This window comes from Streptomyces sp. 63XJN7_1_ISO-PGPR-S23-121 (assembly GCF_056173025.1).
This window is the reverse complement of sequence record NZ_CM149653.1, coordinates 4704617-4730523: the sequence shown is the minus strand read 5'-3', so window position 1 is coordinate 4730523 and position 25907 is coordinate 4704617. Positions and strand designations below refer to the sequence as shown.

At 71.3% G+C, this 25907-nt stretch carries 3 protein-coding genes (1 of these 3 cut by a window edge); all 3 read left to right on the top strand.

The genetic code is table 11. The features are described from left to right. The first annotated feature begins 248 nt into the window (after positions 1-248). Tightly spaced (each overlapping or abutting the next), the 3 genes in view from AC0VYN_RS21035 to AC0VYN_RS21025 form a layout consistent with a single transcriptional unit that may run on beyond the window. Positions 249-18305: an SDR family NAD(P)-dependent oxidoreductase gene (locus AC0VYN_RS21035; RefSeq protein ID WP_475532214.1), complete on the top strand. Its 18057-nt coding sequence runs from the start codon at positions 249-251 to the stop codon at positions 18303-18305. Then, positions 18302-18508, top strand: coding sequence for a hypothetical protein (locus tag AC0VYN_RS21030; RefSeq protein WP_475532213.1), 207 nt, complete (start codon positions 18302-18304; stop codon positions 18506-18508). The genes AC0VYN_RS21035 and AC0VYN_RS21030 overlap by 4 nt, the downstream gene beginning before the upstream one ends. Then, a protein-coding gene (locus tag AC0VYN_RS21025; protein ID WP_475532212.1) for a type I polyketide synthase crosses the window boundary here: on the top strand, positions 18508-25907 show its start. Its footprint extends 12211 nt past the window's final position; the window shows 7400 of its 19611 coding nt (coding positions 1-7400); it begins with the start codon at positions 18508-18510; its stop codon lies beyond the right edge, outside the window. Before AC0VYN_RS21030 ends, AC0VYN_RS21025 begins: the two co-directional genes overlap by 1 nt.

Genomic DNA, 25907 nt, shown 5'->3' with positions numbered 1-25907 from the left:
CACTGCCGTGGCCCGGAGCGCCCCGCACCGCCCTCCTCCGTCCGCCGGGACGCGGCGGCACGGCACACACGCGCGCCGGCGCCCGTGCCCGACGCACCAGCCCACCGGGCGCCGACCCGCGCCCAACGGCCGGCTCCGGACGGGCCGCGGCGCCCCCGACTGCAATCCGACCACCGTCAGCCACCGGAACCGGGAGCGGCATCCTGTCGCGCCCGGCCTTCCACGTCCTGGTTCAGGGAGTCATGTTCATGAAGCGTTCTGAGACCGCCGTCGCACACCCGGCGGACGCTCCGATCGCCGTCGTCGGACTCTCCTGCCGCCTCCCCGGAGCACCCGACCCCACTGCCTTCCGGAACCTGCTGCGCGACGGCGTCGACGCCATCACGGACGTACCCCGTGAGCGCTGGGACGCCGACGAACTGGACGACGAGGACACCGACCGGCCCGGCACGGTCCACACCAGGCGCGGCGGCTTCCTGAACCAGGATCACATCGACCACTTCGACGCGGCCTTCTTCGGCATATCGCCCCGCGAAGCGGCCGCCATGGACCCCCAGCAACGCCTCGTACTGGAGCTGACCTGGGAGGCCCTGGAGGACGCGGGCATCGTCCCGGACCGCCTCCGCGCCACCGACACCGGCGTCTACATGGGTGTCATCGCCGACGACTACGCCACGCTGCAGCACCGGGGCGGCGTCGACGCCATCGACCGGCACAGCTTCACCGGACTGCACCGCAGCCTCATCGCCAACCGCGTCTCCTACCATCTCGGACTGCGCGGCCCCAGCCTGACCCTCGACGCCGGCCAGGCCTCCTCCCTCGTCGCCGTCCACCTGGCCTGCGACAGCCTGCGCCGCGGCGAGAGCACCGTCGCCGTCGCAGGCGGCGTCAACCTCATCCTGGCTCCCGAAAGCAGCGTCAGCGTCGCCAAGTTCGGCGGCCTGTCACCCGACGGCGTCAGCTACACCTTCGACGCCCGCGCCAACGGCTACGTGCGGGGTGAGGGCGGCGGCGCCGTCGTCCTCAAGCCCCTGTCGGTCGCCCTCGCCGACGGCGACCCCGTGTACTGCGTCATCCGCGGCAGCGCCGTCAACAACGACGGCGGCGGCACCCACCTCACCACTCCCCACCAGGCCGCCCAGGAAGACGTGCTGCGCCGCGCCTACCAGCAGGCCGGCGTGGACCCCTCCCTAGTCCAGTACGTCGAACTCCACGGCACCGGCACGAAGACCGGCGACCCGATCGAGGCCGCGGCCCTCGGCACCGTTCTGGGCAGCGCACGCCGCACCGGCGCACCGCTGCTGGTCGGCTCCGCCAAGACGAACGTCGGCCACCTGGAGGGTGCCGCGGGCATCGTCGGCTTCATCAAGACGGCCCTCGGCCTGAAACACGGCGAACTCTTCCCCAGCCTCAACTACCGCACCCCGAACCCCGACATTCCGCTGGACGCGCTCAACCTGCGCGTCCAGACGGAGACACGGGCCTGGAACGTCGACTCGGACACGGACGGACCCCGCACCGCGGGAGTCAGCGCCATCAGCGTGGGTGGGACGAACTGCCACGTGGTTCTGGAGCAGGCTCCGGCTGTCGAGGAGGTGCCGGCGACGGAGTCCGCTTCGGGTGTCGCGCCGGTGGTGGTGCCGTGGGTGGTGTCGGGGAAGTCCGAGGCGGCGTTGCGGGCGCAGGCCGGGCGTCTGGCCTCGTTCGTCCGGGACCGGGCGGACCTGTCGCCGGTGGATGTCGGGTTGTCGTTGGTGACGACGCGGTCGGTGTTCGAGCATCGGGCCGTGGTCCTGGACGGTGCGGACGGTCTGGGTGCGCTGGCCGAGGGTCGTGAGTCCGCGGGTGTGGTGTGGGGGAGTGCGGCCGGTGCTGATGGCCGTGCGGTGTTCGTGTTCCCGGGGCAGGGGGCGCAGTGGGCCGGTATGGCGGCCGAACTGCTGGAGTCCTCGCCCGTGTTCGCGGTGCGGATGGGTGAGTGCGCGGCGGCTCTGGAGCCTTACGTTGAGTGGTCGTTGACCGATGTCGTCCGTGACGCCGGTGGTGATGCCTGGCTGGGTCAGGTTGATGTGGTGCAGCCGGTGTTGTGGGCTGTGATGGTGTCGCTGGCCGAGGTCTGGCGTTCCCATGGTGTTGAGCCGGCTGCGGTGATCGGTCATTCGCAGGGTGAGATCGCGGCCGCGTGTGTGGCGGGTGCGCTGTCGTTGCAGGACGCGGCGAAGGTGGTGGCGCTGCGCAGCAAGGCGATCCGGGTTTTGTCCGGGCGGGGCGGCATGGTGTCGCTCTCTCTCGGTGTGGAAGCCGTGCGGGAGCGTCTTGCTGCTTGGGGTGGTCGTCTGTCGGTGGCGGCGGTCAACGGCCCGGCCGTGGTGGTCGTCTCCGGTGATGCGGACGCCTTGGACGAGTTGCTGGCGGCCTGTGAGGCGGAGGGTGTTCGGGCTCGTCGTGTGGCGGTGGATTACGCCTCGCACTGCGCGCACGTGGAGGAGATCGAGGACGTTCTCCTGCGGGACCTGGCGGGTATCGCTCCGCAGTCGTCCACGGTGCCGTTCTATTCGACGGTGACTGCCGGGGTCCTGGACACGTCGTCCTTGGACGCGGGTTACTGGTATCGCAATCTGCGTCAGACGGTCCGTTTCGCCGACACCCTGCGTGCACTCCTGGATGACGGTTTCCGTCTGTTCGTGGAGTCCAGTGCGCATCCGGTGCTGACGATGGGCGTCGAGCAGACGGCCGAGGATCACATCAACACCCCAGTCACGGCCGTGGGTTCGCTGCGTCGTGGTGAAGGTGGTCTGGGGCGTTTCCTGACCTCTGCCGCGGAGGCCTTCGTCGGCGGCGCTGCCGTCGACTGGGCGGGAGTGTTCACGGGTACGGGTGCCCGCCGGGTCGATCTGCCCACGTATGCCTTCCAGCGTCGTCGCCACTGGCTGGACGCGGAGCCTGGCCGTGGGAGCGAGCGGGTGGCCGAGCGAGCGACTGAGCCCATCGAGGCCAGTACGTCACCGCTCAGGCGACGCCTGGCCGCACTGGGTGAGGACGAACAGGCGGACCTCCTCCTGGAACTCGTTCGCACCCAGGTCGCCACGACACTGGGTTACGAGGGGCCCGACGCGGTAGACGCTGGACGGACCTTCAAGGAGCTGGGCTTCGACTCACTGGGAGCCGTCGAGTTCCGCAACCGGCTGAATGCCACGACCGGCCTGCGGCTGCAGACCACCGCGCTGTTCGACTACCCCACCCCGGCAGTCCTCGCGCGCCACCTGAAGACACTCTTCCTCGGCGCGGAGCGGTCGAACAGCGCCCCGTCAAGGGCCACCGTGGCCCACGACGAACGCATCGCGATCGTGGGAATGGGCTGCCGGTTCCCGGGTGGCGTGCAATCGCCGGAAGACCTGTGGCAGTTGATCGCGTCCGACGGCGACGCCATCGGCGAGTTCCCCAGGGACCGTGGCTGGGATCTGTCCGCTCTCTATTCACCGGACCGGGGCCGGCCGGGCTCCACATACGCGCGTGAGGGTGGTTTCCTCCACGACGCCGGCGACTTCGACCCCGGGTTCTTCGGTATCTCGCCGCGTGAGGCGTTGGCGATGGATCCGCAGCAGCGGTTGCTGCTGGAGACGTCCTGGGAGGCGTTCGAGCGGGCCGGTATCGCGCTGGACGGTCAGGGGACGCGCGAGACGGGAGTCTTCGTCGGCGCGATGTCTCAGGACTACGGCCCCCGCATGCATGACGCCTCGGACGGCCTCCAGGGGTACCTCCTCACCGGAAGCAGCGTCAGTGCCGCTTCGGGGCGGATCTCGTACACGTTCGGGTTCGAGGGTCCCGCGGTGACGGTGGACACGGCGTGTTCGTCGTCGCTGGTGGCGTTGCATCTGGCGGTGCAGTCGCTGCGGCAGGGGGAGTGCTCGTTGGCGTTGGCCGGTGGCGTGACCGTCATGGCGAGTCCCGGCATCTTCGTGGAGTTCGGCCGCCAGCAAGGCATTGCTTCGGACGGCCGGTGCAAGGCGTTCGCCGCCGGCGCGGACGGCACCGGCTGGGCCGAAGGTGCCGGGATGCTGGTGCTGGAGCGGCTGTCGGACGCTCGGCGGAACGGGCACCGGGTGCTGGCCGTGGTGCGGGGTTCGGCTGTCAATCAGGATGGTGCGAGCAATGGTCTGACGGCGCCGAACGGTCCGTCGCAGCAGCGGGTGATCCGGGCCGCGCTGGCGAATGCCGGGTTGTCGGCCGCCGAGGTCGATGCGGTGGAGGCGCACGGTACGGGGACGAAGCTGGGTGACCCGATCGAGGCGCAGGCGCTGCTGGCCACCTACGGACAGGATCGCCCGGAGGACCGGCCGCTGCGGCTTGGCTCCCTCAAGTCGAACATCGGACACACCCAGGCCGCGGCGGGTGTCGCTGGTGTGATGAAGATGGTGCTGGCTATGCGGCACGGCACGCTGCCCCGCACCCTGCACATCGACGAGCCGTCGACCCACGTGGACTGGTCGTCGGGCGCCGTCGAACTGCTGACGGATGCGATGCCGTGGCCGGAGGGTGAGGAACCTCGTCGGGCGGGTGTGTCGTCGTTCGGCATCAGCGGCACCAACGCGCATGTGGTTCTGGAGCAGGCTCCAGCTGTCGAGGTGGAGCCGGTTACGGAGTCCGCTTCCGGAGTCACGCCGGTGGTGGCGCCGTGGGTGGTGTCGGGGAAGTCCGAGGCGGCGCTTCGGGCGCAGGCCGGGCGACTGGCCGAGTGTGTGCGTCAGGCCGAGTTTGCGCCGGTGGATGTGGGTTGGTCGTTGGTGTCGGCGCGGTCGGTGTTCGAGCACCGGGCCGTCGTGCTGGACGGGCTGAACGGCTTGGGGGTGCTGGCCGCGGGCGGTGAGTCCGCGGGTGTGGTGCGGGGGCAGGTGGTGCCGGGCCGGCTGGCGGTGCTGTTCTCGGGTCAGGGCAGTCAGCGGGTGGGGATGGGCCGGGAGTTGTATGAGGCCTTCCCGGTGTTCGCGGACGCTTTCGACGAGGTGTGCGCGGGCTTCGACGGTCTGTTGGAGCGGTCGTTGCGTGAGGTGGTCTTCACCGATGGCGACGGGGTGCTGGACGCGACGGAGTTCACGCAGTGTGCTCTGTTCGCGGTCGAGGTGGCGTTGTTCCGGTTGGTGTCGTCGTGGGGTGTGCGTCCTGATGTGGTGGGCGGGCATTCCATCGGTGAGCTGGCTGCCGCGTATGTGGCCGGGGTGTGGTCCCTCGAAGATGCGTGTGTGCTGGTGGCGGCGCGTGGCCGGTTGATGCAGGCGTTGCCCGAGGGTGGGGCGATGCTGGCGGTGGAGGCTGAGGAGTCGGTGGTCCGGGCTGCGCTGGCAGACCGGGAGAGTGTGGATGTCGCCGCGGTCAACGGCCCCACTGCTGTGGTCGTCTCCGGTGCGGCGACGGAAGTCTCGGAGTTGGAAGGGCTGTGGCGGGGTGAGGGGCGGCGGGTGCGTCGGCTGCGGGTCTCGCATGCGTTCCATTCGCCGTTGATGGAGCCGATGCTGGCCGAGTTCCGCGAGGTCGCCCGGTCGGTGGCGTATGAGGCGCCGAAGCTGGCGGTCCTGTCGAACGTGACGGGTGAACTCGCGGATGCGGCTGTGGTGTGCGATCCGGAGTACTGGGTTCAGCACGTGCGGGAGGCGGTGCGCTTCGCCGACGGGGTGACGCATCTGGCCGAGCACGGAGTGACGGCTGTCCTCGAGCTCGGCCCGGACGGTGTCCTGTCCGGCATGGGCGCGGAATGCGCCCCACAGCTGCTGTTCGCTCCGGTCCTGCGCAAGGACCGTGATGAGGCCGACTCGATGGTGCGGGCCCTGGCGGAGGTGTTCGTCCGGGGCCATGCGGTGGACTGGGCTGGTTTCCTCGCTCCGTCCCGTCCCCGGCTGGTGGACCTGCCCACTTACGCCTTCCAACGAGAGCGGTACTGGATCCAGCCCACCAAGCCCCAGTTGAGTGCCTCGCTGGACTCGGAGACCTGGCGTTATCGGGTGGTGTGGTCTCCGGTGGCGGTGGGTTCTGGTGTGTTGTCGGGGGCGTGGCTGGTGGTGGTGCCGGCTGGGTCTGCTGGTGACGCGTGGGTGGATGAGTGTGTCGCGGGTCTGGCGCGGTGTGGTGCGCGGCCTGTGGTGCTGGAACTCGATGCGCGCGAGCACGGTCGTGATGTGGTGGCCGGGCGGTTGCGTGGGGTGCTGGCTGGTGAGCCGGATGGGTTTGCTGGTGTGGTGTCGTTGCTGGCTTTGGCGTCGGGCCGGGATGTGGAGTTCGGTGCGGTTCCGGTGTCCGTCGCGCTCACGCTGGGGCTGGTGCAGGCTCTGGGTGACGTGAATGTCGATGCCCGGTTGTGGTGTGTGACCCGGGGTGCGGTGGCGGTGTCCGGGGCGGAGCGGGTCAGCGACCTTGAACAGTCGCAGGTCTGGGGTCTCGGACGAGTCGCTGCGACCGAAGGCACCGAGCGGTGGGGCGGTGTGGTTGATCTGCCTGGGGTGGTGGATGCCCGGTTGGTGGGGCGTCTGGCGGGGGTGTTTGCCTCGGGTGAGGGTGAGGTGGCTGTTCGTGCTGCGGGGGTGTTCGGGCGGCGTGTGATCCGTGCCGGTGGTGCGGGTGGTGCTGCTGGTGTTGGTGCTGGTTCTTGGCGGGTGTCGGGGACGGTGCTGGTGACGGGTGGCACGGGTGGTTTGGGTCGTCGGGTGGCTCGGTGGCTGGTGGGTGCTGGTGCGGAGCATGTGGTGCTGGCTTCGCGTCGGGGGTCTGGGGCTGTGGGTGTGGAGGGGTTGCGGGCGGAGTTTGCTGCTGCTGGTGTGGGGTTGTCGGTGGTGGCGTGTGATGTGGGTGAGCGGTCGGCGGTGGAGGGGTTGCTGGGGTGTGTGCCGGCGGGGTTGCCGTTGTCGGCGGTGGTGCATGCGGCTGGTGTGCTGGATGACGGTGTGCTGGATGGTTTGTCGGTGGGCCGGTTCGAGTCGGTGTTGCGGGCGAAGGCGGAGGGTGCGCGTCATCTGCATGAGCTGACTCGGGGTATGGGGTTGTCGGCGTTCGTGTTGTTCTCGTCGTTCTCGGCGACGGTGGGCGGGGCGGGGCAGGCCAACTACGCGGCGGCGAACGCGTATTTGGATGCGTTGGCGGAGGCGCGGTGTGCTGAGGGTCTGCCGGCGACGTCGATCGCGTGGGGCCCCTGGGCCGACGACGGCATGGCCAGTGCGGTAGCGGATCGTTGGGAACGACACGGTCTGCCCGCGATGGCCCCCGACTTGGCGATCGCGGAGTTGGAGGCGGTCGTCAATGATCCGATGGCGGCGTCACTGCTCGTCGCGGACGTCGATTGGGACACCCTCGCTCAGGTCAGGGCCACCGCCCATACGTCACAGCTGCTGCAAGAGCTGACGCGGGTCAGCGCTGCGGACACCGCGGTCGACCGTACCGCCCAGGCCGACGGGACGTTGCGACAGCGGCTTGCCGGGATGGGGACTGCGGAGCAGGAGCGGGCGGTGCTCGATTTCGTGCGCTCGCATGTCGCCGCCGTGCTCGGTCACCGTCGAGCGGACACGGTGGACGCCGATCGGGCTTTCAAGGAACTGGGCTTCGACTCCCTGGCAGCCGTCACCTTGCGCAACCGGCTCAACGCGGCCGCGGACCTTCGGCTCTCGACCACCCTTCTGTTCGACCACCCCACGGTGAGGGCCTTGGCCCGGGTGCTGCGCAAGGAGGCGCTGGGGCTGAGCGGCGACGGCGAATCGGCGCCCGTCGCAACGGCTGTGACGGACGACGAACCGATCGCCGTTGTCGCGATGAGCTGCCGCTTCCCGGGTGGCGTACGCACACCCGAGGCCCTCTGGGACCTGCTGGTCGATGGACGCGACGTGCTGACCGATTTTCCCGCCGGACGCGGTTGGGATCTCGACGGCCTCTTCGACTCCGACCCGGACGAGACGGGCAAGAGCTATGTCAGCGAGGGCGCGTTCCTCGACGACGCCGGTGCCTTCGACCCGAAGTTCTTCGGAATCTCGCCTCGCGAGGCGACGACGATGGATCCCCAGCAGCGCCTGCTGCTGGAGACGTCCTGGGAGGCCTTCGAACGGGCCGGCATCGACGGCACGCTCCTGCACGGCAGCCCCACCGGCGTCTTCATCGGCAGCAATGGACAGGACTACGCCCGCAGCCTGCGCGAGGCGTCCGCCGAGAACGTCGAAGGCCACCTGGTGACCGGCAGCGCCGCCAGCGTTGTCTCCGGGCGCATCTCCTACACGTTCGGACTCGAAGGCCCTGCGGTCACGGTGGACACGGCGTGCTCGTCGTCACTGGTGGCCCTGCATCTCGCGGCCCAGTCGCTGCGCCAGGGTGAGTGCTCCCTGGCGCTGGCAGGCGGTGTCACCGTGATGTCCACCCCGGAACTCTTCGTGGAGTTCAGCCGTCAGCGCGGGCTTGCTCCCGACGGCCGGTGCAAGGCGTTCGCCGCCGGCGCGGACGGTACCGGCTGGGGTGAGGGCGTGGGCATGCTGCTGCTGGAGCGGCTGTCCGACGCCCGGCGCAACGGGCATCAGGTGCTGGCCGTCGTCCGGGGTTCGGCCGTCAATCAGGACGGTGCGAGCAATGGTCTGACGGCGCCGAACGGTCCGTCGCAGCAGCGGGTGATCCGGGCCGCGCTGGCGAACGCTGGAGTGCCGGCGGCCGAGGTCGACGTGGTGGAGGCGCACGGTACGGGCACGAAGCTGGGTGACCCGATCGAGGCGCAGGCCCTGCTGGCGACGTACGGCCAGGACCGTCCGGAGGACCGGCCGCTGCGGCTCGGCTCGATCAAGTCGAACATCGGGCACACCCAGGCCGCGGCCGGTGTCGCGGGCATCATGAAGATGGTGCTGGCGATGCGGCACGGGCTGCTGCCGCAGACGCTGCACGTCGACGAGCCCACCCCGCACGTCGACTGGACGGCCGGAGCCGTCGAACTGCTCACGGACTCGATCCCGTGGCCCGAGAACGGGCATGCACGCCGGGCAGGCGTTTCGTCCTTCGGCGTCAGTGGGACGAACGCGCACGTGATCCTGGAACAGGCTCCGGTCGTCGAGGAGGAGCCGGCCGCGGAGTCCTCTACCGGCGTCACGCCGGTGGTGGTGCCGTGGGTGGTGTCGGCGAAGTCCGAGGCCGCGCTGCGGGGGCAGGCCGAACGACTGAGGTCGTTCGTCGCGGTGAGTGCCGAACTCGCGCCGGCGGATGTCGGGTTGTCGTTGGTGACGACGCGGTCGGTGTTCGAGCATCGGGCCGTGGTCCTGGACGGTGCGGACGGTCTGGGTGCGCTGGCCGAGGGTCGTGAGTCCGCGGGTGTGGTGTGGGGGAGTGCGGCCGGTGCTGATGGCCGTGCGGTGTTCGTGTTCCCGGGGCAGGGGGCGCAGTGGGCCGGTATGGCGGCCGAACTGCTGGGGTCCTCGCCCGTCTTCGCGGAGCGGATGGCCGAGTGCGCGGCAGCTCTGGAGCCGTATGTGGACTGGTCGTTGACTGACCTTGTCCGTGACGCCGGTGGTGATGCCTGGCTGGGTCAGGTTGATGTGGTGCAGCCGGTGTTGTGGGCTGTGATGGTGTCGCTGGCCGAGGTCTGGCGTTCCCATGGTGTCGAGCCGGCTGCGGTGATCGGTCATTCGCAGGGTGAGATCGCTGCCGCGTGTGTGGCGGGTGCGCTGTCGGTCCAGGATGCGGCGAAGGTGGTGGCGCTGCGTAGCAAGGCGATCCGGGCTCTGTCCGGGCGGGGTGGCATGGTTTCCGTATCCCTGAGTGCTGACGAGGTCGGTGAGCGTCTGTCGGCTTGGGGTGGTCGTCTGTCGGTGGCGGCGGTCAACGGTCCGGCTGTGGTGGTTGTGTCCGGTGATGCGGACGCCTTGGACGATTTGCTGGCGGCCTGTGAGGCGGAGGGTGTTCGGGCTCGTCGTGTGGCGGTGGATTACGCCTCGCATTGTGCGCACGTGGAGGAGATCGAGGACGTTCTCCTGCGGGACCTGGCGGGTATCGCTCCGCAGTCGTCCACGGTGCCGTTCTATTCGACGGTGACTGCCGGGGTCCTGGACACGTCGTCGCTGGACGCGGGTTACTGGTATCGCAATCTGCGTCAGACGGTCCGTTTCGCCGACACCCTGCGTGTGCTTCTGGACGACGGTTTCCGTCTGTTCGTGGAGTCCAGTGCGCATCCGGTGCTGACGATGGGCGTCGAGCAGACGGCCGAGGAGCACATCAACACGCCTGTCACGGCGGTGGGTTCACTGCGCCGCGGCGAAGGCGGCCTTACGCGTTTCCTGACCTCTGTCGCGGAGGCGTTCGTCGGCGGTGCGGCCGTCGACTGGGCGGGAGTGTTCACGGGTACGGGTGCCCGCCGGGTCGATCTGCCCACGTATGCCTTCCAAGAGCAGCACTACTGGATCGAACCGTCCACCGCCCGTCAGGGTGACGTGACGTCGGCCGGTCTCTCGTCCGCCGATCACCCCCTGCTGGGCGCGGCCGTGGCGCTGCCTGCGACGGACGGGGTGTTGTTGACCGGTCGGTGGTCGCTGCGCACGCACCCCTGGTTGGCCGACCATGCGGTGCGGGGTACGTCGCTGCTTCCGGCGTCCGTCTTCGTGGAGTTGGCGTTGCGTGCCGGAGACGCGGTCGGCTGTGACCGGGTGGAGGAGCTGACGCTCGAGGCGCCCCTGGCGCTGCCCGAGCGGGGTGCCGTACAGGTTCAGGTGGTCGTTGACGGACCGGACGGCAACGGTGCGCGTTCCGCGGAGGTGTACGCCCGTACCGAGGACTCCGGGGAGGAGCCCTGGACGCGGCACGCTGCCATGGTGCTCCGTACCGTGACCGAGGAAAAGGTGACGGACGGTGAGCTGAGCGTGTGGCCGCCCGCCGACGCCCAGGCGATCGACCTGGACGGCTTCTACGACCGGTTGGCAGAGACCGGAGTGTCCTACGGCTCGGTGTTCCGTGGGCTGGAGGCGGCCTGGCGGCGCGGGGACGAGGTCTTCGCCGAGGTGACGTTGCCGCCGGCGGAACGAGCGGACGTGGGCGGGTACGGGTTGCACCCCGTGCTGCTGGACACGGCCCTGCAGGCGGGGCTGGGCTCGGTGGCGCTGGACGGTGAGGGCGCCGGGGACACGCGTCTGCCGTTCGTGTGGCGCGGGGTGTCGCTGTTCGCGACCGGTGCCTCGACACTGCGGGTGCGGCTCGCGCCGGCCGGGGCCGACGGGTGGTCCGTCGCGCTCGCCGACACGGCGGGAACACCGGTCGCGACCGTGGACGCCCTGGTGACGCGGCCCGTGTCAGCGGAGCAGCTGTCGGCGGTGACCGACCGCGCCCTCCGCACCGCCGCCGAGAGCACGCCCCGGAACAACGTGCGTCGGCGTGCGTCGGCCCAGGCGAGCACGGACGCGGACGAATCCGCCCTGCGTCGAAGCCTGCTTCGCGCCGGCGAGACGGAACGCCGCCGTATCCTGCTGCGACTGGTGCAGGACCAGGCCGCCGGCGTGCTCGGGCATGCCACACCGGACGAGGTAGATCCCGAAGTCTCCTTCAAGGAACACGGCTTCGACTCCCTCACCGCGATACAACTGCGCAACCGGCTCAACACCGTCACCGGGCACCGGCTGTCGGCCACCCTGGTCTTCGACCACCCGACACCCGTCGCCCTCGCGGACCACCTCTACGTCGAACTCCTGGGACGACAGGACGACGCCGCCGCGGCCACCACGCCCGCCGTCCGGGCCGCGTCGGACCAGGAGCCCATCGCCATCGTCGCGATGAGCTGCCGGATGCCCGGCGGCGTCCGGTCGCCCGAAGAACTGTGGGAGCTGCTGACCGAAGGCCGCGACGCGATCTCCGGCTTCCCCGATGACCGCGGCTGGGACGTGGACGGCCTGTACGACCCCGACCCCGAGGCTCCGGGGAAGACGTACACGCGCCACGGCGGTTTCGTGGCCGACGCGGCCGGTTTCGACCCGGCGTTCTTCGGGATCTCGCCGCGTGAAGCGATCGCGATGGACCCGCAGCAACGGCTGCTCCTGGAGACCGGCTGGGAGGCGTTCGAACGCGCAGGTATCGACCCTGCGTCCCTGAAGGGCAGCGAGACCGGGGTCTTCGTGGGTGCGGGCACACACGGCTACGGCACCGGCGCCCACGACCCCTCGAACGGCGTCGAGGGTTACCTGGTCACCGGCAACGCCTTGAGCGTCACCTCCGGCCGCCTCGCCTACGCCTTCGGTTTCGAAGGCCCCGCCGTGGCCGTCGACACGGCCTGCTCGTCCTCGCTGGTGGCCCTGCACATGGCCGTGCAGTCGCTGCGGCAGGGCGAGTGCCCGCTGGCCCTGGCCGGTGGCTCCGCGATCATGTCCACGCCGTGGACGTTCGTCGGCTTCAGCCGCCAGCGAGGACTGGCAGCCGACGGCCGCTGCAAGCCGTTCTCCGCCGCGGCCGACGGTTTCGGACCGGCCGAGGGCGTGGGCGTGCTCCTGCTGGAGCGGCTGTCGGATGCCCGGCGCAACGGACACCAGGTGCTGGCCGTCATTCGTGGCACGGCCATCAACCAGGACGGTGCGAGCAATGGCCTGACAGCGCCGAACGGTCCGTCGCAGCAGCGGGTGATCAGGGCCGCGCTGAGCAACGCCCGGGTGCCGGCGGCCGAGGTCGACGTGGTCGAGGCGCATGGTACGGGCACGAAGCTGGGCGACCCGATCGAGGCGCAGGCCCTGCTGGCGACGTACGGCCAGGACCGGCCGCAGGACCAGCCGCTGTGGCTCGGCTCGATCAAGTCGAACATCGGGCACACGCAAGCCGCAGCCGGGGTCGCGGGTGTGATCAAGATGGTGCTCGCCATGCAGCACGGGGTGCTGCCGCGCACGCTCCACCTGGACGAGCCCTCCCCGCACGTCGACTGGTCCTCCGGAACGGTGCGGCTGCTGACGGAGGACGTGCCGTGGCCGGAGACGGGACGACCGCGCCGAGCCGGCGTCTCCTCCTTCGGCATGAGCGGGACGAACGCCCACGCCGTGCTGGAACAGGCACCATCGGTTTCGCCCTCGACGGAGGAGCCGGCTGCGGCCGCCGAGCCGCCGGTCGTGGTGCCGTGGGTGGTGTCCGGTCGCTCGGAGAGTGCGCTGGAGTCGCAGGCCGAACGGCTGGCCTCGTTCGTCCGGGACCGGACGGACCTGTCTTCCGCGGACGTCGGGCTGTCGCTGGTGACGACGCGGTCCGTGTTCGAGCACCGGGCCGTGGTCCTTGCCGACGACCGGAAGCAACTCGGCGACGGCCTGAAGGCGTTGGCGGACGGACGCGTGCTGCCAGGTGTGGTGCGTGGCGTCGCAGGCTCCCGTGGTCAGACGGTGTTCGTGTTCCCGGGGCAGGGTTCGCAGTGGGCCGGGATGGCCGCTGAGCTGTTGGAGTCCTCGCCGGTGTTCGCGGAGCGGATGGGGGAGTGCGCGGCAGCTCTGGAGCCGTTCGTGGACTGGTCGTTGACCGATCTCGTCCGTGACGCCGGTGGTGATGCCTGGCTGGGGCAGGTTGATGTGGTGCAGCCGGTGTTGTGGGCTGTGATGGTGTCGCTGGCCGAGGTCTGGCGTTCCCACGGTGTCGAGCCGGCTGCGGTGATCGGTCATTCGCAGGGGGAGATCGCTGCCGCGTGTGTGGCGGGTGCGCTGTCGTTGCAGGATGCGGCGAAGGTGGTGGCGCTGCGTAGCAAGGCGATCCGGGCTCTGTCCGGGCGGGGTGGCATGGTCTCCGTATCCCTGAGTGCTGACGAGGTCGGTGAGCGTCTGTCGGCTTGGGGGGGTCGTCTGTCGGTGGCGGCGGTCAACGGTCCGGCTGTGGTGGTCGTGTCCGGTGATGCGGACGCCCTTGACGAGTTGCTGGCGGCCTGTGAGGCGGAGGGTGTGCGGGCTCGTCGTGTGGCGGTGGATTACGCCTCGCACTGTGCGCACGTGGAGGAGATCGAGGACGTTCTCCTGCGGGAGTTGGCCGCGATCAGTCCCCAGCCGTCCACGGTGCCGTTCTACTCCACGGTCACCGCCGGGGTCCTGGACACGTCGTCCTTGGACGCGGGTTACTGGTATCGCAATCTGCGTCAGACGGTCCGTTTCGCCGACACCCTGCGTGTGCTTCTGGACGACGGTTTCCGTCTGTTCGTGGAGTCCAGCGCCCACCCGGTGCTGACGATGGGCGTCGAGCAGACGGCCGAGGAACACATCAACACACCTGTCACGGCGGTGGGTTCGCTGCGCCGCGGCGAGGGCGGCCTTACGCGTTTCCTGACCTCTGTCGCGGAGGCGTTCGTCGGCGGTGCGGCCGTCGACTGGGCGGGAGTGTTCAGGGGTACGGGTGCCCGCCGGGTCGATCTGCCCACGTATGCCTTCCAGCGTCAGCGTTTCTGGTTGGAGTCGGAGGCGGTGGGTGCGGGTGATGTGAGGTCGGTGGGGTTGGCGTCTGCTGATCATCCGTTGTTGGGTGCGGCGGTGTCGTTGCCGGCTTCGGGTGGGGTGTTGTTGACGGGTCGGTTGTCGTTGCGTTCGCATGGGTGGCTGGCTGATCATGCGGTGGCCGGGGTGGCGTTGCTGCCGGGGACGGCGTTCGTTGAGTTGGCGTTGCGTGCGGGGGACGCGGTCGGTTGTGACCGGGTCGAGGAGCTGACGCTGGAGGCGCCGTTGGTGCTTCCCCAGGACGGCGCCGTCTCCGTGCACGTGACGCTGGAAGGACCCGGAGACGGTGGACGACGGGAACTCGGCGTCTACTCCCGCCCTGACGGCGTTCCCGACGGGGCATGGACACGGCACGCCTCGGGTGTCCTCGCCTCCGGAGGCGGACTCGACCAGGGCACCGACGCGGAGCTGAGCGTATGGCCGCCTACGGGCGCCGAGCCGGTGGATTTCACCGGGCTCTACGAGCGGCTGGCGGACACGGGACTGGCGTACGGGCCGACTTTCCGGGGTCTGGGCGCCGCCTGGCGACGCGGCGACGAGGTGTTCGCCGAGGTGGCACTGCCGGAGGAAGCGGCCGAGGAAGCGGGCCGGTACGGGGTGCACCCCGCCCTGCTGGACTCGGCACTGCACGCATGGCTGACGGACGCGGAGCGGGACTCCGGGAACATCCGGCTGCCGTTCGTGTGGCGCGGAATGTCGCTCTACGCGACGGGTGCCACGGCGCTGCGGGTACGGCTCTCGCCGGCCGGAGCCGACGGACTGGCGGTGCTGGTCACCGACGCGGCGGGGACGGCGGTCGCCTCCGCGGACGCCCTCGTGACACGTGAGGTCACCGGCCGGCAGGTCGTGGCGGCGGCACCGGGCGGGGTGAACGACGCGCTGTACCGAGTGAACTGGGCACCGCTACCCGTGGCCGAACACGGCCCGGTGGCCGCGAACGGCCGCTGTGCCGTCGTCGGGCCGGACACCACCGGCCTGCTCGGCGCGCTGAAGACGGCGGGCCGGGCCCTCGAGGAGCACACCGAGCTGGCGGCGCTCGCCGAACAGCCGGCCTCCGGTTCAGGCACCCCCGACCTGGTCTTCGTGAGCCTCGTGTCGGACGCCGCGGCCGACGTCGTGACCGCCACCCGGGACCTCACGCACCGGACGCTGGACCTGGTGCAGACCTGGCTGGCGACGGACGGGCTCGACGGGGCGCGGCTGGTGCTGGTGACCCGGAGAGCACTGGCCGTGGATGCCGGGGAGGCACCGGCCGACCTGCCGGCGGCTGCCGCCTGGGGTCTGGTGCGGTCCGCGCAGGCCGAGCACCCGGGCCGCTTCGTGCTGCTGGACGTGGACGACGCGGAGGAGACGCTCGCCGCCCTGTACGAGGCCGTGCTGACGGGGGAACCGCAGTTGGCCGTGCGTGACGGCCGGGCGCGGGTGCCGCGGCTGGCCGGCGGGGCCGCCGACGGAGTGCTGACACCTGAGGACGGCGTACGGGCCTGGAGACTGACGGCCGCCGAGGACGGCACGCTGGAGGGCCTGCGGCTGCGGCCGGCGCCGGACGCGACCCGTGAACTCGGCGAGCACGAGGTACGTATCGCCGTCCGTGCCGCCGGACTGAACTTCCGCGACGTGCTCCTCGCCCTGGGGATGTACCCCGACCCGGCCCTGATGGGCGGGGAGGGAGCGGGCGTGGTCGTGGCCACCGGGCCCGGAGTCTCGTCCTTCGCCGTGGGCGACCGGGTGCTGGGCATCTGGTCCGGCGGCTTCGGCCCGCTGGTCGTGGCGGACCAGCGGATGCTGGCCCGGGTGCCGGACGGCTGGTCGTTCACCGAGGCTGCGTCGGTCCCCGTGGTCTACGTGACCGCGCTGTACGCGCTGCGGGAGCTGGCCGGCGTACGCTCCGGCGAGTCGTTGCTGGTGCACTCCGCCGCCGGCGGGGTCGGCATGGCGGCGGTACAGCTCGCACGGGCCTGGGACGTCGAGGTGTTCGCCACCGCCGGCCCGGCCAAGTGGGAGGCGGTGCGGGCGCTCGGCGTGGACGACGCGCACCTGGCGTCCTCGCGCACACTGGAGTTCGCGCGGCGCTTCGGCGCCACCTCGGGCACGGGCGGGGTGGACGTCGTCCTCAACTCCCTGGCCGGGGAGTTCGTCGACGCCTCCCTGGGGCTGCTGCGCGACGGCGGCCGATTCGTCGAGATGGGCAAGACGGACGTGCGTGACGCCACGGCCGTCGCGGCCGGCCGTCCGGGGATCACCTACCGGGCCTTCGACCTCGGGGAGGCCGGACCCGAACGGATCGGGACGATGCTGGCGGAGGTCATGGACCTCTTCGCGCGGGGTCTGCTGCGGCTGCTGCCCACCCGCGTGTGGGACGTCCGCCGGGCGCCGGAGGCCTTCCGGTTCATGAGCCAGGCACGGCACGTCGGCAAGCTGGTGCTCAGCGTGCCCGCCGCCGCACCGGACCCCGACGGCACGGTGCTGGTCACCGGCGCCGCCGGCACCCTCGGCAGACTCGTCGCCCGGCACCTGGTGGAACAGCACGGCGTACGCAGCCTGCTGCTGGTCAGCCGCCGCGGGGCCGCCGCCGAAGGCATGCCGGAACTCCAGCGGGAACTGGCCTCGCTGGGCGCCTCGGCACGGATCGCCGCCTGCGACGTGGCCGACCGTGACGCGCTGTCCGCGCTGCTCTCCGGCCTGCCCGACGGGCACGGCCTGACCGGCGTGGTGCACGCCGCGGGCATCCTGGACGACGGAACGGTGGCCGCCCTGACCCCGGAACGCGTCGAAGCCGTCCTGCACGCCAAGGCGGAAGCGGCCTGGCACCTGCACGAGCTGACACGCCGCTTCGACCTCACCCTCTTCGCCCTGTTCTCCTCGACCGCGGGCGTCTTCGGCTCCGCGGGCCAGGCGAACTACGCCGCGTCCAACACCTTCCTGGACGCCCTCGCACAGCACCGCCACGCCATGGGCCTGCCCGCGCTGTCCCTGGCCTGGGGCCTGTGGGGCGAAAACACCGGCATGACCGGTCACCTGAACCGGACGGATCTCTCCCGCATGGCCCGCGGCGGCCTGATGCCCTTCTCCTCGGAGGAAGGCCTGGCACTCCTCGACGCGGCGGGGGGCCTGGCGGAGGCCGTCGTGGTGCCTGCCCGCCTGGACACCGCGGCACTGACCGACCAGGCCGCACAGGGCGCCACCCCGCTGCCGGCCGTGCTGCGCGGCCTGGTGCACCGCCAGGCGCCGGCCCGGCGCGCACTGGCCCGGGAACAGCGGCACTCCGACGAGCCGTCGCTGGCGCAGCGCCTGGCCGGGCTCGCCCCGGCGGAGCGGCGGCGAACGCTGCTGCGACTGGTCCAGGAGCACGGAGCCACCGTGCTCGGGCACGGCTCGGCCGTGTCCGTCGTGGCCGACCGGGGCTTCCTCGAACTCGGCTTCGACTCCCTCACCGCCGTGGAACTGCGCAACCGGCTCAACGCGGCCACCGGACTGCGACTGCCGGCCACGCTGATCTTCGACTACCCGACCCCCGAGGCCCTCGCCGGACACCTGGACGAGGAGATCGCGCCCGCCGCGGCGCCCGCCACGGAGGACTCCGTCCTGGCCGCCGAACTCGAACGGCTGGAGGCCGCGGTGCTCGGTGCCGCCGGCGGCGACACCGTGGCACGCGAGCTGGTCACCGACCGTCTCAGGAACCTCCTGTCCACGGTCTCCTCCTGGGGCGACGGTGCGGAAGGCGCCGCGGAACCGGCCGAGCCCCCGGCTCCCGGCGGAGCGTCGTCCGCCGACGGCGACACCGTCGCCGAACACCTGGAGAGCGCCGAGGCGGACGAACTGTTCGCCTTCATCGACCAGGAGTTCGGCTCGTCGGAGGAGTTCGGGTCCGCGTGATCACTGCCGTGAACGCCTCCACCCACGCGGACGACGGGCCCATCGTGTCGGCTGCCGACGCCGCGTCGGCAGCTTCCGTCGGGTTCCTCGGGTCCGCCGGGTCCGCCGTGTCCGTCGCGGGTTCGTACCGCCTCGTGAGCCCTCCGGGTTCCGCCCCGTCCTTCTTCCCGAACGCCCAGCTTCCCGAGCTCGTGAGGTCCTGATGTCGGAACAAGAAAAGCTCCTCGGTTACCTCCGGCGGGTCACGGCCGATCTGCATCAGACCCGCAGCCGCTTGCAGGAAGTGGAGGCGGCGGCCCACGAGCCGATCGCGATCGTCGGGATGGGCTGCCGCTTCCCCGGCGGCGTGCGCACCCCCGAGGACCTGTGGCGGCTGGTGTCCGGCGAGGAGGACGCCATCACACCGTTCCCCGCCGACCGCGGCTGGGACACCGACGCCGTGTACGACCCCGACCCCGACCGACCGGGCACCACCTACGCCCGCGAGGGCGGCTTCCTCCACGAGGCCGGCGACTTCGACGCCGACTTCTTCGGCATCTCGCCCCGCGAGGCGACCGCGATGGACCCGCAGCAGCGCCTGCTGCTGGAGACCGCCTGGGAGGCCATCGAGCGCGCGGGCATCGACCCGGCCTCACTGAAGGGAAGCCAGGCCGGCGTGTTCGCCGGCGCCGTCGCCCCCGACTACGGCCCCCGCGTCCACCAGGCGGCCGACGGCGTCGAGGGCCACCTGGTGACCGGCAGCGCCATCAGCGTGGTGTCCGGCCGCGTCGCCTACACCCTCGGACTCGAGGGCCCCGCCGTCACCGTGGACACGGCCTGCTCCTCCTCCCTGGTCGCCCTGCACCTCGCCGCGCAGGCCCTGCGCCGTGGCGAATGCTCCCTCGCCCTGGCCGGCGGCGTCACGGTTATGGCCACCCCCGGCACCTTCATCGGCTTCAGCCGCCAGCGCGGACTCGCCCGAGACGGCCGCTGCAAGCCCTTCGCCGCCGCGGCGGACGGCTTCGGCCCCGCCGAGGGCGCCGGCATGCTCCTCCTGGAACGCCTCTCCGACGCCCGCCGCAACGGGCACCCCGTGCTGGCCGTCGTCCGAGGTACGGCCATCAACCAGGACGGCGCCAGCAGCGGACTGTCCGCACCCAACGGACCCTCCCAGCAGCGCGTGATCCGGGCCGCCCTGAAGGACGCCGGACTCACGGCCGACCAGGTCGCCGCCGTGGAGGCGCACGGTACCGGCACGAAGCTCGGCGACCCCATCGAAGCGCAGGCGCTGCTGGCGACGTACGGCAGCGAACACACCGCCGACAAGCCGCTGCTGCTCGGCTCCGTGAAGTCCAACATCGGACACACACAGGCGGCCGCGGGCGTGGCCGGCGTGATGAAGATGGTGCTGGCGATGCGGCACGGGCTGCTGCCCCGCACCCTGCACGTCGACGAGCCCTCCCCGCACGTGGACTGGTCCTCCGGCACCGTCGAACTGCTCACCGAGGCCACGCCGTGGCCGGAGGGCGAGGAGCCTCGGCGGTTCGGTGTCTCTTCCTTCGGCATCAGTGGCACCAACGCACACGCGATCGTCGAAGAGCCCCCCGCCCCGCAGGCCGACACCGACCAGGAAGACCCGGACACCGCCCCGGCACCCGTGGTCTCGCCGACCATCCCCTGGGTACTGTCGGCGAAGTCCGCCACGGCCCTGCGCGCCCAGGCGGAAAGTCTCCTGGAGCACGTCGGCGGCCACCCCGAGACGACCGGCTCCGACACCGGCCTCTCGCTCGCCACCACGCGGACCGCCTTCGACCACCGCGCGGTCGTCCTGGCCCCCGACCCCACGGCAGCGGTGCGGGAGCTCCAGGCGTACCTCGCCGGCCGCGGCACCACCGCCCTCGTCGAGGGCACCGTCCGGCGTGGCATCGGCGTCGCCTTCGTCTTCCCCGGGCAGGGCTCGCAGTGGGCCGGCATGGCGGCCGAACTGCTCCACTCCTCACCGGTGTTCGCGGAGCGCATGGCCGAGTGCGCGGCGGCGCTCACGCCCTACGTGGACTGGTCGCTGACCGATCTCGTCCGTGACGCCGGTAGTGATGCCTGGCTGGATCAGGTCGACGTGGTGCAGCCGGTGCTGTGGGCTGTGATGGTGTCCCTTGCCGAGGTCTGGCGGTCGGTGGGCGTGGAGCCGGCTGCGGTGATCGGTCATTCGCAGGGTGAGATCGCCGCCGCGTGTGTGGCGGGTGCGCTGTCGGTCCAGGACGCGGCGAAGGTGGTGGCGCTGCGCAGCAAGGCGATCCGGGCTCTGTCGGGTCGGGGCGGCATGGTCTCCGTCTCCCTCGGTGTCGAAGCCGTGCGGGAGCGTCTTTCCGCTTGGGACGGTCGTCTGTCGGTGGCGGCGGTCAACGGCCCCGCTGTGGTGGTCGTGTCCGGTGACGCGGACGCCCTGGACGAGCTGCTGGCGTCGTGTGAGGCGGACGGCGTGCGGACCCGTCGTGTGGCGGTGGACTACGCCTCGCACTGCGCGCACGTGGAGGAGATCGAGGACGTCCTCCTGCGGGACCTGGCGGACATCAGTCCCCGGGCCGCGACCGTGCCCTTCTACTCGACCGTGACGGGCGGTGTCCTGGACACCAGTGTCCTGAACGCGGAGTACTGGTACCGCAACCTGCGTCAGACGGTCCGTTTCGCCGACACCGTCCGTGCTCTGCTGGACGACGGCTTCCGTCTGTTCGTGGAGTCCAGCGCCCACCCGGTGCTGACGATGGGCGTCGAGCAGACCGCCGAGGAACACACCGACACCCCCGTCACGGCGGTGGGTTCACTGCGCCGAGGCGAAGGCGGCCCGGGGCGGTTCGTCACGTCGGCGGCGGAGGCCTTCGTCGGCGGTGCGACCGTCGACTGGGCGATCCTGTTCCAGGGGACCGGCGCCCGCCAGGTCGAGCTGCCCACCTACGCCTTCCAGCACCGGCGCTACTGGCTGGAGTCCGCGACCTCGCAGCCGCTCGCTCAGGGCATGGCGGACGGCGACCGCACGGACGCCATCTTCTGGGACGCGGTCGAGCGAGAGGACGCCGAAGCGCTGGCAGCCACGCTCCGTCTCGACTCCGCCGAACAGCAGGAATCGTTCGACGCCGTCCTGCCCGCCCTGGCCCAGTGGCGCCGCCGCCGGCGCTCGGAGTCGACCGTCGACGCGTGGCGCTACGCCACCGCCTGGCGCCGCACGAGCGGCACGGCCGCCCCCTCGCTGTCCGGAACCTGGCTCCTCGTCACCCCGGGCGCGTGCACCGACGATCCGCTGGTGGCGGATGCACGGCTGGCTCTTGAGGAGCACGGCGCCGAGGTCGTGACCCTCACCCTGGACGGGAACGAAGCGGACCGGGCCGTACTGGCCGAACGGCTGCGCGCGGCCACCGCGGACCACACGCCGTCCGGTGTCCTGTCGCTGCTCGCGCTGGACGAGACCCCCTACCCGGAACACCCCGTCGCCGGCACCGGCCTGGTCCTCACCCTGAGCCTGATCCAGGCCCTGGGCGACCTCGGCACCGGCGCCCGGCTGTGGTCCGCCACGCGGGGCGCGGTGTCCACCGGCACCGCCGACCCCCTCACCAGCCTGGCGCAGGCCACCGTGTGGGGCGTGGGCAGGGTCGCCGCCGTGGAGTACCCGGACACCTGGGGTGGCCTGGTCGACCTGCCGGGCACCCTCGACGGGCGGGCCCGCACCCGGCTCGCCGGCGTCCTCACGGGCGCCGACGCGGAGGACCAGGTGGCCGTCCGCGCCTCCGGTGTCATGCTGCGACGCCTGGAGCCCGCGCCGCTGGGCGACAGCCGCCCCGGCCGCACCTGGAAGCCCCGCGGCACCGTCCTCGTCACCGGCGGCACCGGCGCCCTCGGCACCCACCTGGCCCGGTGGCTGGCCCGCAACGGCGCCGAGCACCTGATCCTGACGAGCCGCCGTGGACCCGCCGCGCCCGGCGCGGACGCCCTGGTCGCCGAACTCGCCGAGCTCGGCACCCGAGTCACCGTCACCGCCTGCGACATGGCGGACCGCGACGCCGTGGCCGGCGTCCTCGCCTCCGTACCCGAGGACTGCCCCCTCAGCGCCGTCATCCACGCCGCCGCCCACATCGACCTGGCCGGTCTCGCCGAGACGACGGTGGCGGAGTTCGCCGACGTCATGAACGCCAAGGCGGCGGGCGCGGCGCACCTCGACGCGCTGCTGGGCGACACCCCGCTCGACGCGTTCGTCCTGTTCTCCTCCGTCTCCTCCGTCTGGGGCGTCGGCGACCACGGCGCCTACGCGGCGGCCAACGCCTACCTCGACGCACTCGCCGAACGCCGCCGGGCCAACGGCCTGACCGCCACCTCCGTGGCCTGGGGCGTGTGGAACGCGGTCGGCGACAACGCCCCCGAGGCCCTCGACCTGGACCAGTTGCGCCGCCGCGGCCTGCGCTTCATGGACATCGACCTCGGCATCGCCGCGCTGCAGCAGACACTCGACCACGACCAGACTCACCTGGCGATCGCCGACATGGACTGGGACACCTTCCTCCCGGTCTTCACCTCCGCGCGCCCCAGCCCGCTCCTGGACGATCTCGCCGAGGCCCGCCGCCTCCGCCAGGAGAGCACCGCCGGCGCAGCGCACGGCGCCGACCCGGACACCGACCCGGCCGCACCGCTGCGGCAGCGGCTGGCCGGCCTGACGCCCGGCGAGCGCGCACACGCCCTCCTCGACCTCGTCCACGAGCAGGTCGCGGCCGTCCTGGGCCACGCCGACACGAGCACACTCGACTCCGGACGCGCCTTCAAGGAGCTCGGATTCGATTCCCTGACCGCCGTGGAACTGCGGAACCGCCTGAACACGGCCACCGGCCTGCGACTGCCCGCCACCCTGATCTTCGACTACCCCAACAGTGCCGTCCTGACCGAATACATCCAGGAGCAGCTCCTCGGCGCGGCGGCGGCAACGGCTCCGGACGGCACCGCGGTCTCCCTCTCAGGCGCCACCACCGAGGCCCGGCCGGCCGACGACGACCCGATCGCGATCGTCGCGATGAGCTGCCGCTACCCGGGCGGAGTGACCTCCCCCGAGGAACTGTGGCAGCTCGTCTTGTCCGAGGACGACGCGATCGGCGGTCTGCCCACCGACCGCGGCTGGGACATCGAGGGCCTCTACGACCCCGACCCCGACGCCCCCGGCAAGACTTACGTGCGCGAGGGCGGTTTCCTCTACGACGCCGCCTGCTTCGACCCCGCGTTCTTCGGCATCTCGCCGCGCGAGGCGGAGGCTACGGACCCGCAGCAGCGCCTGCTGCTGGAGACCTCCTGGGAGGCCTTCGAACGCGTCGGCGTGCCCGTCACGTCCCTGCGCGGCAGCCGCACCGGTGTCTTCATGGGCGTCAACTACCAGGAGTACGGGCCGCGCGTCCACGAGGCGCCCGAGGGCACCGAAGGCCACCTGATGACGGGCAACGCGGCCAGCGTCGTGTCCGGCCGCGTGTCCTACACGTTCGGGTTCGAGGGCCCCGCGGTGACGGTGGACACGGCGTGCTCGTCGTCGCTGGTGGCCCTGCACCTGGCGGCCCAGTCGCTGCGCCAGGGGGAGTGCTCGCTGGCGCTGGCCGGTGGTGTCGCCGTCATGCCCACGCCCAGTGCCTTCATCGCCTTCAGCCGCCAGCGCGGCCTCGCCGCCGACGGCCGCTGCAAGGCGTTCGGCGCGAACGCTGACGGCATGGGGCTCGCCGAGGGCATCGGCGTGCTGTTGCTGGAGCGGCTGTCGGACGCGCGGCGCAATGGGCACCGGGTGCTGGCGGTCGTGCGGGGTTCGGCTGTCAATCAGGATGGTGCGAGCAATGGTCTGACGGCGCCGAACGGTCCGTCGCAGCAGCGGGTGATCCGGGCCGCGCTGGCCAATGCGGGGTTGTCCGCCGCCGAGGTCGATGCGGTGGAGGCGCACGGTACGGGGACGAAGCTGGGTGACCCGATCGAGGCGCAGGCGCTGCTGGCCACCTACGGACGGGATCGCCCGGAGGACCGGCCGCTGCGGCTCGGCTCCGTCAAGTCGAACATCGGGCACACCCAGGCCGCGGCGGGTGTCGCTGGTGTGATGAAGATGGTGCTGGCGATGCACCATGGCACGCTGCCCCGCACCCTGCACGTCGATGAGCCTTCCCCGCAGGTGGACTGGTCCGCTGGTGCCGTCGAGCTGCTGACCGAGGTGGCTCCGTGGCCTGAGGGTGAGGCACCTCGCAGGGCGGGTGTGTCGTCGTTCGGTATCAGCGGCACCAACGCGCACGTGATCCTGGAGCAGGCTCCAGCTGTCGAAGAGGAACCCACCAGCGAGCACTCGCCGGTGGTGGTGCCGTGGGTGGTGTCGGGGAAGTCCGAGGCGGCGCTTCGGGCGCAGGCTGGGCGACTGGCGGCGTTCGTGGGTGAGAGCACGGATGCGGTTTCCGTTGATGTGGGTTGGTCGTTGGTGTCGGCGCGGTCGGTGTTCGAGCACCGGGCCGTCGTGCTGGACGGGCTGAACGGCTTGGGGGTGCTGGCCGCGGGCGGTGAGTCCGCGGGTGTGGTGCGGGGGCAGGTGGTGCCGGGTCGGTTGGCGGTGCTGTTCTCGGGTCAGGGCAGTCAGCGGGTGGGGATGGGCCGGGAGTTGTATGAGGCCTTCCCTGTGTTCGCGGACGCTTTCGACGAGGTGTGCGCGGGCTTCGACGGTCTGTTGGAGCGGTCGTTGCGTGAGGTGGTCTTCACCGATGGCGACGGGGTGCTGGACGCGACGGAGTTCACGCAGTGTGCTCTGTTCGCGGTCGAGGTGGCGTTGTTCCGGTTGGTGTCGTCGTGGGGTGTGCGTCCTGATGTGGTGGGCGGGCATTCCATCGGTGAGCTGGCTGCCGCGTATGTGGCCGGGGTGTGGTCCCTCGAAGATGCGTGTGTGCTGGTGGCGGCGCGTGGCCGGTTGATGCAGGCGTTGCCCGAGGGTGGGGCGATGCTGGCGGTGGAGGCTGAGGAGTCGGTGGTCCGGGCTGCGCTGGCAGACCGGGAGAGTGTGGATGTCGCCGCGGTCAACGGCCCCACTGCTGTGGTCGTCTCCGGTACTGAGGAAGTGGTCGGAGAGCTCGAAGGGCTGTGGCGGGGTGAGGGGCGGCGGGTGCGTCGGCTGCGGGTCTCGCGTGCGTTCCATTCGCCGTTGATGGAGCCGATGCTGGCCGAGTTCCGCGAGGTCGCCCGGTCGGTGGCGTATGAGGCGCCGAAGCTGGCGGTCCTGTCGAACGTGACGGGTGGGCTGGCGGATGCGGCTGTGGTGTGCGATCCGGAGTACTGGGTTCAGCACGTGCGGGAGGCGGTGCGCTTCGCCGACGGGGTGACGCATCTGGCCGAGCACGGAGTGACGGCCGTCCTCGAGCTCGGCCCGGACGGTGTCCTGTCCGGCATGGGCGCCGAGTGTGCGCCGCAAATACTGTTCGCTCCGGTCCTGCGCAAGGACCGTGATGAGGCCGACTCGATGGTGCGGGCCCTGGCGGAGGTGTTCGTCCGGGGCCATGCGGTGGACTGGGCTGGTTTCCTCGCCCCGTCCCGTCCCCGGCTGGTGGACCTGCCCACCTACGCCTTCCAGCGAGAGCGGTACTG